The following is a 13,266-nucleotide window of genomic DNA, read 5'->3' as shown; positions in this document are numbered from 1 at the left end:
AGCTAAACGGATATTTGCCATCCTAAATTACGATTTTTTATAAGCTTATAACCAGATTAACGTAGGCCTTGTCGAAACACCTTTTCCGGAGGACTCACATGGCCACGGTTCCGTCCAACCCTGCCTTTGCCCCTACCCTCTCCACCCGAGGGCGGCTCAATGGCATTCTTTTCGTCGCGCTGTTCGCGGTCGCAGTCACTCAACTGGCGGCCCTGCCCGCTATCGCCAACCTGGGCATCAGCCCGCTGATCGTGGGTATCGTCGCAGGTGCCTTGTATGGCAACGCGTTGCGTGACGGCGTACCGGCAAGCTGGGCGGCAGGCATCAATTTTTCCGCTCGCGGCCTGTTACGCATTGCTGTGGCATTTTTTGGCCTGCGGGTAAGCCTGCAGGAAATTGCCGAAGTCGGCTGGTCGGGGCTTATCGTGTCGGTGCTGGTAGTCACCAGTACCCTGCTGATCGGCCTGTGGTGTGGCATGAAAGTGTTCAAGCTCGACCGCGATACCGCCTTGCTCACCGCCGCCGGCAGCGCTATCTGCGGCGCTGCCGCCGTGCTGGCATTTGAATCGNCCCCCCATAAAAGCGCCATGGCAGTCGGAAGCGTGGTGCTGTTCGGTACCTTGTCGATGTTCCTTTACCCGCTGGCGATCAATGCCGGCTGGCTGCATCTGGATACCATGGGCGCCGGGCTGTTGCTGGGCGGCACAGTCCACGAAGTGGCGCAGGTGGTAGGCGCGGCCAGCAATGTCAGCCCCGAAGCCACGCATGTCGCCACCATCGTCAAGATGACCCGGGTCATGCTGCTGGTGCCAGTACTGCTGGTGGTGGGCCTGTGGATCAGCCGTTCGCGCAAGGCTGGCCAGGCGCAGGGCAACGGGCGCATTGCCATGCCCTGGTTCGCTTTTGGCTTCCTGGCACTGGTACTGGTGAATTCGCTGCAAGTGCTGCCTGGCAGCGTGACCCAGGCCGTGAACAGCCTGGACACCTTTGCCTTGACCATGGCCATGACGGCGTTGGGCATGGAGACCCGCTTCAGCCAGATTCGCCAGGCCGGGCCACGGGCGCTGGCGACCGGGGCGATCCTCAACCTGTGGCTGGTTGGCGGGGGGTTGGCGATTACCCTGGGGGTGCAGAAGCTGTTGGGCTGACGGGAGACCGAGTCGGCTGCTTCGCGGGTAAACCCGCTCCGACACAGGTCCGCACCGCCATCAAGGCTTGCGCTGTACCTGTATAGGAGCGGGTTTACTCGCGAAGCAGGCCGCCCGGTCTCAAGGTTTTTCACAGCCCCCCTCGTTGCCGTCCACATTTCTCGGTATGGTGGTGTCAAAGAAGGATGTTTTACCCGCACAGGAAAGACTTAGATGCCTCAACGCCATGTCATCAATGCATCCGTCAGCCCCAAAGGCAGCCTGGAGACGCTGTCACAACGTGAAGTGCAGCAACTGAGTGAAGTCGGTACCGGTAGCCTCTACACACTGTTCCGCCAGTGCGCCCTGGCAATCCTCAACACTGGCGCCCATGTCGACAATGCCAAGACTATCCTTGAGGCCTACAAAGACTTCGAGGTGCGTATCCACCAACAGGACCGCGGCGTGCGCCTGGAGCTGCTGAACGCCCCGGCCGACGCCTTCGTCGATGGCGAAATGATCGCCAGCACCCGTGAAATGCTGTTCAGCGCCTTGCGCGACATCGTCTACACCGAAAGCGAGCTGGCCAGCCAGCGCATCGACCTGGAAAGCTCCCAGGGCATCACCGACTACGTTTTCCACCTGCTGCGCAACGCGCGTACCTTGCGCCCGGGCGTGGAGCCGAAGATGGTGGTGTGTTGGGGCGGCCACTCGATCAGCACCGAGGAATACCAGTACACCAAGAAGGTCGGCCACGAACTGGGCCTGCGCAAGCTGGATGTCTGCACCGGCTGCGGCCCGGGCGTGATGAAAGGCCCGATGAAGGGCGCCACCATCGCCCACGCCAAGCAACGCATGCACGGCAGCCGCTACCTGGGCCTCACCGAGCCCGGCATCATCGCCGCCGAGGCGCCCAACCCAATCGTCAACGAACTGGTGATCCTGCCAGACATCGAGAAGCGCCTGGAGGCCTTCGTGCGTGTCGGCCACGGCATCATCATCTTCCCAGGCGGTGCCGGCACGGCGGAGGAGTTCCTGTACCTGCTGGGCATCCTCATGCACCCGGACAACCACGACCTGCCGTTCCCGGTGGTGCTCACCGGCCCGCGCAGCGCCGAGCCTTATCTGCAACAGTTGCACGCTTTCGTCGGCGCCACGCTGGGTGAAGCGGCCCATCGCCTGTACGAAATCATCATTGATGACCCGGCGGAAGTCGCCCGGCACATGGTCGAAGGCCTCAAAGCGGTCAAGCAGTTCCGCCGCGAGCGCAACGATGCCTTCCACTTCAACTGGCTGCTGAAGATCGAGGAGAGCTTCCAGCGACCGTTCGACCCGACCCACCAGGCCATGGCCGACCTGGACTTGCGTCGCGAGCTGCCGCCCCATGAACTGGCGGCCAACCTGCGCCGGGCGTTTTCCGGGATTGTCGCAGGCAACGTCAAGGACAAAGGCATCCGCCTGATCGAGGAACACGGGCCGTATCAGATCCACGGTGACAGCGCCGTACTGGACCCGCTGGGCCGGCTGCTGCAGGCATTCGTCGACCAGCACCGGATGAAGCTGCCCGGCGGCGCGGCGTATGTACCGTGCTATCAGGTGGCAACCTGACCACGCTGTTTTGCTGATGACGGGCATGGATGCCCGTCAAACGCGGGGGCCGGGTGACGGGAGCGTCTGTACGGATCACCCACATGGGTTATATGAGAGCTCACCCACCTAGGTGATTCGCTCACTGCCGGAGTTCAACCACCGTCCGCTCGAAAAACCGAATGCTGTCGCGCCCCCCACGTTTGGACTGGTACAACGCCACATCCCCCTGCTCGATCAACGCCGCCAGGCTCGCCGGCGGCTGATCGAACACGTTGGCACCAATGCTCAAGGTCACCGCCTGGGGCGTAGGCACCGTCTTGTCGGCGTACTGCTGGAACTGCTCACGCAGCCCACTACCCAGTTCCATAACCCGTTCACTGCTCGCGCCACTGAGCAAGATGACGAATTCATCCCCGCCCAATCGCGCCGCCAGCGAGCGCTCGGGCAGCGCCGTACGAATCATCTCGCTCAAGGCAATCAGCAAACGGTCGCCGGCGATATGCCCGTGCAGGTCGTTGACCAGTTTGAAGTTGTCGATGTCGATCAGTAGCAATGCCCCAGGTTGCGCCGGGCTCACGTCCTTGAAGAAATGCCCCGCCCGTACCTCCAGTGCACGCCGGTTGTACAGCGCAGTCAGCGGGTCACGGGCGGCCAGCCGGGCAATCCGCTCTTCACGCCGGTAACGTACGGTGCCGGTCATCGACAAGGCAATCAGCATGATCGCCATCGCGCCTTCCACCAGCGAAACCTGAATGATCAGCCCGCCAAAGGTCGCCAGGTCAATCAGCGTGCCTGGCGTGATCGCGATGGCCGCCTTGGCCACATAGAACAGCCCATGGATCAGCAACACATAGCGCAGCTGCACGGCCCCGACACTCAGGGATTTACCATGTGGCCGCAGCAGGAAACTGGCCTTGAGCGTCAGCGAGGCCACCAACAACGAGTTGACCATCAGCATCACCTTCGACCACTGCGGGCCCACGGGCAGCAGCAGCAAGGCGAACCAGACCAGCACGATCATCAACCAGGCACGTGACAAGCGCTCCTGGGTGAAGCGCAGCACGCCGATCAGGAAAAAAACGTGGGCCACCACCAGCAAGCCATTGGCGAACCAGATACCGATGAACAGCAAGCCGATCCCGCGCAACAATGCCAGAGTGCTACCAACCGTAATCGTGGCGAAACCCGCACTCCAGTAAAGCAACGAGGGTTCGCGCACACTCCGCCATTCAATCGCCAAATACAAGGCGGCCGCAGCGGCCAAAGCGACTGTAATAGTCAGCATCGTGGGTGGATCTAATGCCATATACGCATTGGCCTGTCTGGTTAACGGGAAAAGGCCCGACTGTCTGCGACCGTGATCACGTTTCAGAGGGGCCTTGCAGTGTTGCCTGCACATTGTAATCCAGCCCCTGACAAAGGGCCGTGGGCAGCAATATCATAATGACATCAATGCGCGGTGCGCACCACTCTGACCCTGTCGCTGGCTTGCTGGCGACAGGGCCCGTACAGGCGATGTCAGAGCACCCGCTTGATCAACGGTTCCAACCGGCTATAGCGCAACCGACGCAGAAACTTGCGCACTTGCTTGGGATGTTCGGCCTTCTCCCCCAGCGCCTCTGCCGAACCGATTCTCGGCGCAAAGCGCCGCAGTTCGCTCAACTCCGCTTCCCGTGGCGCCAGCCATTGCCCCTGCGGGTCGTCGATCAGCAGGCCGTTCTCAAGGTCCAGGTTGAACCCGCGCGGGTTCAGGTTGTTGCCGGTCAGCAGCGAATAACGCTGATCGATCCACACACCCTTGGCATGGAAGGTATGCCCCGGGTCGTTCCAGATGCGTACTTGCAGCTGGCCACTGGCAATCGCGGCGTGGCGGCGGCGGGCAAAGGCGCGCAGGTTGTCCTCATACAGATAGGGCAATGCACCACTGGCACTGAACGGCTCGCCAGGGGCGATGTAGAAGTCGTTGGCGGTGCGGTCACCGACAATCAGTTCCACCCCAACCCCCCGTGCCAGCGCATGGTCAAGTTCGCGCATCACGACCTGTGGCGGGTTGAAATACGGCGTACTGATGATGATCTGCGTGCGCGCCACTGCCAGCAAGGCGCACAGCGCCCGGTTCAGTGGATTGCCACGGCCCACACCCAGCAGCGGGATCACCTGCAGGCCCTGCCCCGTCACGCTGGCCGGTACCTCGTAGGCCATGCGCCGCAGCCGTGCGCGCAAACGCCGAATGTCACCGCGCAAACTGCGGGTAGAAGGTGGCGCCGGCAGGTCGAGGCGCGGTGTGGCGGTATGGTGCAGCAAACGCTGAACCAGGCCGACCATGGCATCAGCCAGTGCCGGTGACTGGAACAGGTGGTAGCGATCCAGGCGATAGCGGTCGAAACGATGCAGGTAGACGTTGTTCAGACTGGCGCCGGTGTAGATCACGCAATCGTCGATGATGCTGCCTTTGAGGTGCAGCACCCCGAACAGTTCGCGGGTCTGCACTGGCACGCCATGAATCGCGATGTCCAGCCCGCGCAACTGACGCTGGGCCTGATACCAGGCGGCATTGCCCGGCTGACGCCCGGCCCCCAGCAGCCCGCGCCTGGCGCGGAACCAGTCGACCACGATGGTGATCTCCAGGCCTGGCCGCTCGGCCTTGGCCTGGTACAAGGCATCCAGGACTTCCTGGCCAGCCTCATCCTCCTGCAGGTACAGCGCGACGATAACGATGCGCCGAGTCGCCGTACGGATGCGCTCGAACAGGCAGGCGCGGTAAGCCCTGGCATCGGGCAGCACCTGGATCGCTTCGGGGGCCATGGCGTAGCCTGGCAAGCCCGCCAGCATGGTTTCGGGGTTCACTGACGCTCACCTTCTCTGTGCAATCACTGTCGGCCCAGCCAGCCGGCGGGGCCATTCCTGGCCGCTGCATCCGGGGTGTATGATCGACCCGGCAACGACCCATAACAACAAGAACCACGCGAGGCTCTGCTTTCTCACTGCCCCTGCCCAACCAGGCCTCAGCTTGCACAGGAACAGCGCAATGGTCCACCCCGCTTCTGCAAACCTATCGCCGTCTAGTGTAAAGAATTGTTCGGCAAAGACCTTTGGCTTCCTGATTTTGCCCAGTTTCACCACCATCGGCCTTGCGTCGGCGGTAGAGACCCTGCGCATGGCCAACCTGGCCGCGCGCAAGCCACTGTATCGCAGTGTGCTGATCGCCGCAGACGACGCGCCGGTGGTGGCCAGCAACGGCATGCGCGTACTGCCCGACTACAACATTACCAACGCCCCCGCGCTGGATGCCTTGCTGGTGGTCGGCGCCAACCCGATCGACCGAAGCCGTAGCAACCGCCCATTGATCGACTGGTTGCGCCAACTGGCCCGCCAGCGCTTGCCACTGGGCGGTATCTGCACCGGTAGCTACCTGCTGGCCAAGGCCGAATTGCTCAAGGGTTACCGCTGCACCATCCACTGGGAAGACCTGCCGACGTTGCAGGCACACTTCCCCGGTATCGTGATCTCCAGCCAGCTGTTCGAACTGGACCGCGACCGTTACACCTGCTCAGGCGGCGTGGCAGCCATGGACATGATGTTGCAACTGGTGGCCCGCGACACGGGCGGCCAGGACATCGCGGCCAAGGCCGCCGAGCTGTTGCTGTGCGACCGCGTACGCGGTGAGCGTGAGCGGCAGCGTGTGCCGCTGCGTACCCTGCTCGGCAGCGCCCAGCCCAAACTGAGCCAGGTGGTGGCGATCATGGAGGCCAATCTCGAGGAGCCGCTGGGGCTGGAGGAACTGGCCAGCCTCAACGACGTGACCGTGCGCCAATTGGAGCGGCTGTTCCACAAGTACCTGCAGCGCACGCCCAGCCAGTATTACCTGGAGCTGCGGCTATCACGGGCGCGGGAGTTACTGCTGCGCAGCGACGTGCAAGTGCGTGAGGTAGCGCTGGCCTGCGGCTTCAGTTCGCCTGCGCATTTTTCCAAGAGTTATAGCCGGTTCTTCGGGCTGTCGCCTTTAGGGGAGCGGCGGCAGGCCTCTCTCCACTGACGGGGGTCAGGTATTGGCATTGCTGGCCTCTTCGCGGGCAAGCCCGCGCCTACACGCACATCGGTGGTCCNGGGCTTGCCCGCGAAGAGGCCAGTGCAGGTCAACTAATCTTCAAGGGCCGCGTGCGCCGTCTCCCGACACATCAGCATGGCCACCAGCGCCACCAGTGCTGCCGCCAGCAAGTATCCTGCCGGGGCCAGCTTGCTGCCCGTCACCTGAATCAGCCAGGTGGCAATGAACGGCGCAGTCCCGCCAAACAGCGAATTGGCCACATTGAAGCTCAGGGCAAACCCGCTGAAGCGCACCCGGGTCGGAAAGATTTCGGCCAGCAGGCACGGCAAGGTCCCGTCGTTCATCGCCAGCATCGCACCAAAAAGGATCTGGATGGCCAGAATCACCAGCAGCGGCTGGCCGTCCAGCAGGCGAAACAACGGCACGGTCAACCCCAGGAACAACAGCGAGGCCACCACCAGCATGGTCTTGCGACCAAACTGGTCTGACAGCCGCCCCATCAGGAAGATCAAGCCGATATAGGTGGCCAGCGACACCGTCGAGGCGATGAACGAATCCCGCTCGCTCATGCCCATTTCACTGGACAGGTAGGTCGGCATGTAACTGAGCAACAGGTAGAACGCAACCGCATTCAGGCAGGTGACACCCATGCCGATCGCCAGACTGCGCCGGTGCTGGCCCAGCAGTTCGCGCAGCGGCGTCGTGGCCATGCCGGCCTTGGTTTCCAGGCGCTGCTCCATCTCCAGGAACTTGGGCGTGTCCTGCAAGCTCATGCGGATATAGCGCCCTACCAGGCCGAACGGCGCCGCCAGCAGGAACGGCAGGCGCCAGCCCCATTCATGCAGGGCTTCACTGCTGAGCAGCTCATGCAGCACCGCAACGAACGCCGCACCGAACAACAACCCCGCCGCTGTGCTGGCCGGCACGATGCTGGTGTACAAGCCACGCCGCCCAGGCGGCGCGTACTCGGCCAGGAACGCAGCGGCCCCGGCGTACTCACCCGAGGCGGAAAACCCCTGTACCAGGCGGATCAGCAATAGCAAGGCCGGTGCCCACAGCCCGATCTGCGCATAGCCCGGCAACAAGCCGATGCAGAAGGTGGATACCGACATGATCAGGATCGACCACGACAACGCGTTGCGCCGACCGTGTCGGTCGCCGAAATGGCCCCAGACAATGCCGCCCAGCGGGCGTACCAGGAAAGACAACGCGAATACCGCGAAGGTAGCCAGCAGGCCGGTGGTCTTGTCAGTTTGCGGGAAGAAGGTGGCGGCGATGATGGTGGCCAGATAGCCGTAGGCGGCGTAGTCGAACCACTCGACGAAGTTGCCCATGAAGCTGGCCCGGGCGGCCTTGCGCAGCGCCTGGCGTTCGGCGTTGTGCGCGGGGCCGGCGATGGCGGATGGGTCTAGGGTGGTGCTGGACATGACGGGTACCCTCTGGTTCTTTTAATTGGAGGCAGGGTCTGGTGGTCATACGGGGATCTTGTTGTTGTCTGGGCCGGCCTTTTCGCGGGTGAACCCGCGCCTACGACAACGGTGAAATCTTTGTAGGAGCGGGCTTGCCCGCGAAGCAGCCGACGCCGATGCTTATTTGTGAATGATGTTGTGCTCCGGCCCATACGGGAACCTGGTGATGTTCTCGGCGCCGCTGTCGTTGACGATCAGGATGTCGTGCTCGCGATAACCGCCCGCCCCCGGCCGCCCTTCAGGCAGCATGATCATCGGCTCGATCGACACCACCATGCCCGGCTCCAGCACGGTATCGATGTCCTCGCGCAGCTCCAGCCCAGCCTCGCGGCCGTAGTAATGGCTGAGCGTGCCGAACGAATGGCCATACCCGAAGGTGCGGTACTGCAGCAGGTCGTGGCGCAGGAAGATCTCGTTCAGTTCGCGGGCGATATCGCTGCAGCGCATGCCCGGGCGCACCAGTTTCAGCCCGGCTTCGTGCACTTCGACGTTGGCCTGCCACAGGCGCAGGTACTCGTCCGGGCAGTGGTCAAGGAACAGGGTGCGCTCCAGCGCGGTGTAGTAGCCGGCGATCATGGGGAAACAGTTGAGGCTGAGGATCTCGCCCTTGCCCACACGGCGGCTGGTGACCGGATTGTGTGCGCCATCGGTGTTGAGCCCGGACTGGAACCAGGTCCAGGTGTCCATCAGCTCGGCGTCGGGGAAGCGTTTGGCAATTTCGCGCACCATCGCCTGGGTGGCATGCAGTGCCACCTCGTACTCGGGCACCTGCTCACGCAGGGCCTCGACCACTGCCGCCCCGCCGATGTCGGCCACCTGTGCACCGTGACGGATAAGTGCCTGCTCCTCGGCCGACTTGATCATGCGCATACGCATGCACGGCGCAGCGATGTCCACCAGCTCGGCCTTGGGGTAGCAGGCGGCGAGTTTGCCGTGGTTCTGCAGGTTCAGGTGGTCGTACTCCACGCCGATGCGCGAGGCCAGCGGCAACGCCTGCTGGATGGCGACGAAATAGTTGTCGCGCTGCCAGTCGGTGTAGACAATGTTGTCAGTGCCGACCGTGCGCCGCCAAGGTTGCCCGCCGTCGATGTTGGCACTGATCGAGACCACCTTGTCCTGGGTGATCACCAGCGCATAGGGGCGGCCGAACGAGCAGTAGAGGAAATCGCTGTAGTAGTTGACGTTGTGGTACGAGGTGAAGATTGCCGCCTCAATGTCCTGCTCGGCCATATAGGCCCGCAGCCGGGCGTGGCGAGCAGCGTATTCCTGAGCGGAGAAGGTTGGTTGTACCTTGTCGCCATTGCGAATTTTCAGGGTCTTGGGCATTTGCATGGTCGGGGTTCCTTGTCGTTGTGAGCACGCTGTTCAGGCCGGCCGCCTGAGAAGCATTGCAACAGAACCGACGAGGACACTTTTGTATCTATCCGACCTGGAATTGGCGGGATAACCACTGGCCAAGGGGGCGCTGAGCGCGCCCCCCGCCAGGCAACGCTATTTCAAATCAAAGCGGTCCAGCTCCATGACCTTCTGCCAGGCGGCCACAAAGTCGCGGACAAACTTGTCACCCCCATCACTGCTGCCATACACCTCGCTCAACGCCCGCAACTGGGCATGCGAACCGAACACCAGATCGACCCGGCTACCGCTCCACTTCACCTGCCCGGTCTTGCGGTCGCGGCCTTCGAAGGTTTCGTTGTCCGCTGAGGTCGGTTTCCACTCCACGCTCATATCCAGCAAGTTGCGGAAGAAGTCGTTGCTCAGCGTCCCCGGCTTGTCGGTGAACACGCCGAGGTTGCTGCCACCATGGTTGGCACCGAGCACCCGCAGGCCACCGATCAGCACGGTCAGCTCCGGCGCGGTCAGGGTCAGCAACTGCGCCTTGTCCAGCAACAGTTTCTCGGCCTTGACGCTGTAGCGTGCCTTGGTGAAGTTGCGGAAGCCGTCGGCCAGCGGTTCCAGCACGGCGAACGACTCGACGTCGGTCTGCTCCTGGGACGCATCGACTCGGCCCGGGCGGAACCCTACGCTGCCGCTGTAACCCGCATCCTTGGCAGCTTTTTCGACTGCCGCGGTACCGGCCAGCACGATCAGGTCGGCCAGGGAAACCTTTTTGCCGCCGTTGTTGAACTCGCCCCGGATTTTCTCCAATGCCGCCAGCACCTTGTCCACGCCCTGGTTTGCAGCCCAGTCCTTCTGTGGCGCCAAGCGCAAACGTGCGCCGTTGGCACCACCGCGCTTGTCGGAGCCGCGGAAGGTCGACGCGGATGCCCAGGCGGTGGAGACCAGTTCGCCCACGCTCAAACCCGAGGCCAGGATCCTGGACTTGAGGGTCGCGATGTCTTGCTCGCTGATCGTGGATGGGTCAGCTTTGGGCAACGGGTCTTGCCACAGCAACTCTTCATTGGGCATTTCCGGGCCCAGATAGCGCGCCAGCGGGCCCATGTCGCGGTGGATCAGCTTGTACCATGCACGGGCAAAAGCATCCGCCAGCTGGTCAGGGTTTTCTTTGAAGCGGCGAGCGATTGGCTCGTAAATGGGGTCGAAACGCAATGCCAGGTCGGAGGTCAACATCGACGGTGCGTGCTTTTTACCGGGATCGTGTGCATCGGGCACCGTGCCTGCGCCTTTGCCGTCTTTCGGCCGCCACTGGTGCGCGCCGGCCGGGCTTTTGGTCAGCTCCCACTCAAAGTCGAACAGGTTATTCAGGTACTCGTTGCCCCACCGGGTCGGGGTGGAGGTCCAGGTCACTTCCAGGCCGCTGGTGATGGTATCCCCGCCTTTGCCGGAGCCAAACGTGTTGTGCCAGCCCAGGCCCTGCATCTCCAGGCCTGCCGCTTCCGGCTCGGGGCCGACGTTGTCGGCGGGGCCGGCACCATGGGTCTTGCCGAACGCGTGACCACCGGCGATCAAGGCCACGGTTTCTTCATCGTTCATGGCCATGCGGCCAAAGGTTTCACGGATGTCCTTGCCCGAGGCCACGGGGTCGGGGTTACCTTCCGGGCCTTCCGGGTTCACGTAGATCAGGCCCATCTGCACGGCGGCCAGCGGGTTTTCCAGGTTACGCTCGGCCGACAGGTCGCGATTCTGCTCTTCACCATGCTTGGCCGGCTCGGCCACCAGGTCACCCTGCCCCGGCGGCTGCGCCTTGACCTGATCCTTGCCGTAACGGGTATCGCCGCCCAGCCAGACCTTTTCCGACCCCCAGTACACGTCTTCGTCCGGCTCCCACACATCGGCACGCCCGCCGGAGAAGCCGAAGGTCTTGAAGCCCATGGACTCGAGGGCAACATTACCGGTGAGTACGATCAGGTCGGCCCAGGAAATCTTGTTGCCGTACTTCTGCTTGATCGGCCACAGCAGGCGCCGGGCCTTGTCCAGGCTGACGTTGTCCGGCCAGCTGTTGAGCGGAGCGAAGCGTTGCTGGCCAGAGCCCGCACCACCGCGGCCATCACCAATGCGGTAGGTGCCCGCGCTGTGCCAGGCCATGCGGATGAACAGCGGGCCGTAATGGCCAAAGTCGGCCGGCCACCAATCCTGCGAGTCGGTCATCAGGGCAGTCAGGTCTTTCTTCAGGGCCTGGAAGTCGAGGCTCTTGAACGCCTTGGCATAGTCGAAGTCCGGGTCGGGGCTGGACTTGGAGGAATGCTGGTGAAGAATTCTCAGGTTGAGCTGGTCAGGCCACCAGTCACGGTTGGTGGTGCCGCCACCTGCGGTTTGATGGAACGGGCATTTCGATTCGTTCGACATCTGCGGGTACCTTTGGGTCGGTTATCCAGATTTCCGGTCTATGCCAGTGTTCTTTCAGCCGAGCGGGTGGGCTCGTACTACCCCTCATCAGGTGTACACGGGGCTTGCGAAGCTGTCACGGCGGGGGGGCACGGTCTTGCACGCAGGTGCTGACGCGCTGCCCTGTCGCGGAATTCGCGGGGCCACGAGAAAGACTAGCCGAGCTTGGGCAGAGTTCTAATAGAGTGGCTGTTGGAGCCTGATAGGCTGGCTCTGTCAGGCGCAGGCCTGTATCGGNTGAGGCCGGCACATCCATACAAGGCACAGGGCCCTGCACCCTGCTTCAATACACAGCCATACCCTTTGCCCAGGACGCCGAGCCCTCATGAACCGCAATGACCTGCGCCGCGTCGACATGAACCTGCTGGTACTGTTCGAAGCCCTGATGATCGAACGCAACCTGACCCGCGTGGGTGAAAAGCTGTTTATCACCCAATCCACCGTCAGCGCCGCCCTCGCCCGCCTGCGCGAGCTGTTCGACGACCCGCTGCTGATCCGCAGCGGCCGGGCCATGGAACCCACCCCACGGGCCATGCAGATCTTTGCTGAACTGGGCCCGGCCATGGACGTGATTTCCGCCGCCATCAGCCGCGCCCGCGAGTTTGACCCGGCCAACAGCTGCAACGTGTTCCGCCTGGGCCTTTCTGACGATGCCGAGTTCGGCCTGTTTCCGGCCCTGCTGCAGGCCCTGCGTGAAGAAGCCCCCGCCATTAGCGTGGTAGTGCGGCGAGCCAATTTCCTGCTGATGCCGGGCCTTCTTGCCAGCGGCGAGATCTCGGTAGGTGTGAGCTATACCACCGACCTGCCGGCCACCGCCAAACGCCGCAAGCTGCGCGACATCGGTGTACGGGTGCTGCGCGCCGACGACCGCCCGGGGCCGCTGACCCTCGACGAATACTGCGCCCGCCCGCACGTAATGGTGTCGTTTTCCGGTGACATGAGCGGCAACATCGACCTCGACCTGGCACGCATCGGTCGCTGCCGCAAGGTGGTGCTGGCGGTGCCGCAGTTCGGTAGCCTGCGCGCCCTGCTGCGCAACACCGAGCTGATCGCCACGGTGCCGGACTATGCCGCTTGTGCCCTCGCCGACGACGGCAGCCTGCGCGCCGACCCAGCGCCGTTCGACATCACCGAGGCCGAGCTGTCGATGGTCTGGAGCGGCGCCCAGGACAACGACCCCGCCGAGCGCTGGCTGCGCGACCGCATCCTGCAGTTCATGGCCACGCCGTGATGCCCGCTTCGCAGC

At 63.1% G+C, this 13,266-nt stretch carries 9 protein-coding genes; 4 read left to right on the top strand and 5 right to left on the bottom strand.

Going from position 1 to position 13,266, the window contains the following annotated elements:
• Nucleotides 1-98 precede the first annotated feature (98 nt).
• Both ACTJJN_RS22365 and ppnN read left to right on the top strand, forming a co-directional pair.
• Nucleotides 99-1,148 (top strand): YeiH family protein, encoded by a 1,050-nt coding sequence (locus tag ACTJJN_RS22365; protein WP_440781619.1) that lies wholly within the window; start codon nt 99-101, stop codon nt 1,146-1,148.
• 213 nt (nt 1,149-1,361) lie between these two features.
• Nucleotides 1,362-2,735 (top strand): nucleotide 5'-monophosphate nucleosidase PpnN, encoded by a 1,374-nt coding sequence (ppnN, locus tag ACTJJN_RS22360; RefSeq protein ID WP_003256095.1) that lies wholly within the window; start codon nt 1,362-1,364, stop codon nt 2,733-2,735.
• Nucleotides 2,736-2,856: 121 nt separating this feature from the next.
• On the opposite strand, the gene ACTJJN_RS22355 is transcribed toward ppnN, so the two are convergent.
• Nucleotides 2,857-4,002 (bottom strand): GGDEF domain-containing protein, encoded by a 1,146-nt coding sequence (locus tag ACTJJN_RS22355; RefSeq protein WP_014756257.1) that lies wholly within the window; start codon nt 4,000-4,002, stop codon nt 2,857-2,859.
• A 233-nt stretch (nt 4,003-4,235) separates the two neighbouring features.
• Complete coding sequence (gene pssA / locus ACTJJN_RS22350) at nt 4,236-5,564, bottom strand: CDP-diacylglycerol--serine O-phosphatidyltransferase (protein WP_014756256.1); 1,329 nt, start codon at nt 5,562-5,564, stop codon at nt 4,236-4,238.
• Nucleotides 5,565-5,745: 181 nt separating this feature from the next.
• On the opposite strand from pssA, the gene ACTJJN_RS22345 reads away from it, so the two are divergent.
• Nucleotides 5,746-6,753: a GlxA family transcriptional regulator gene (locus ACTJJN_RS22345; protein WP_012051992.1), complete on the top strand. Its 1,008-nt coding sequence runs from the start codon at nt 5,746-5,748 to the stop codon at nt 6,751-6,753.
• Nucleotides 6,754-6,857: 104 nt separating this feature from the next.
• Here ACTJJN_RS22345 and ACTJJN_RS22340 read toward each other — a convergent pair whose 3' ends face one another.
• From ACTJJN_RS22340 to katG, 3 genes are all read right to left on the bottom strand, one after another.
• Nucleotides 6,858-8,192, bottom strand: coding sequence for an MFS transporter (locus tag ACTJJN_RS22340; RefSeq protein ID WP_012051991.1), 1,335 nt, complete (start codon nt 8,190-8,192; stop codon nt 6,858-6,860).
• Between the two features lie 162 nt (nt 8,193-8,354).
• Nucleotides 8,355-9,566, bottom strand: coding sequence for a M24 family metallopeptidase (locus tag ACTJJN_RS22335; RefSeq protein ID WP_014756254.1), 1,212 nt, complete (start codon nt 9,564-9,566; stop codon nt 8,355-8,357).
• Between the two features lie 159 nt (nt 9,567-9,725).
• Nucleotides 9,726-11,981: a catalase/peroxidase HPI gene (gene katG / locus ACTJJN_RS22330; protein ID WP_014756253.1), complete on the bottom strand. Its 2,256-nt coding sequence runs from the start codon at nt 11,979-11,981 to the stop codon at nt 9,726-9,728.
• Between the two features lie 364 nt (nt 11,982-12,345).
• Between katG and ACTJJN_RS22325 the strand changes: the two genes are divergently transcribed.
• Entirely contained in the window at nt 12,346-13,251 is a 906-nt protein-coding gene (locus tag ACTJJN_RS22325) for a LysR family transcriptional regulator (protein WP_012051988.1), read from the top strand.
• Nucleotides 13,252-13,266 lie beyond the last annotated feature (15 nt).

The sequence above is a fragment of the Pseudomonas sp. 22515 genome (assembly GCF_052044625.1).
GTDB lineage: Bacteria > Pseudomonadota > Gammaproteobacteria > Pseudomonadales > Pseudomonadaceae > Aquipseudomonas > Aquipseudomonas alloputida.
This window is presented reverse-complemented; position numbering and strand designations above follow the sequence as displayed.

Coding starts and splice junctions, on each gene's coding strand:
- katG (WP_014756253.1), bottom strand. CDS start 11,981: ATGTCGAACGAATCGAAATGCCCGTTCCATCAAACCGCAGGTGGCGGC.
- ACTJJN_RS22325 (WP_012051988.1), top strand. CDS start 12,346: ATGAACCGCAATGACCTGCGCCGCGTCGACATGAACCTGCTGGTACTG.
- ACTJJN_RS22355 (WP_014756257.1), bottom strand. CDS start 4,002: ATGCTGACTATTACAGTCGCTTTGGCCGCTGCGGCCGCCTTGTATTTG.
- ACTJJN_RS22345 (WP_012051992.1), top strand. CDS start 5,746: ATGGTCCACCCCGCTTCTGCAAACCTATCGCCGTCTAGTGTAAAGAAT.
- ACTJJN_RS22340 (WP_012051991.1), bottom strand. CDS start 8,192: ATGTCCAGCACCACCCTAGACCCATCCGCCATCGCCGGCCCCGCGCAC.
- ppnN (WP_003256095.1), top strand. CDS start 1,362: ATGCCTCAACGCCATGTCATCAATGCATCCGTCAGCCCCAAAGGCAGC.
- ACTJJN_RS22335 (WP_014756254.1), bottom strand. CDS start 9,566: ATGCAAATGCCCAAGACCCTGAAAATTCGCAATGGCGACAAGGTACAA.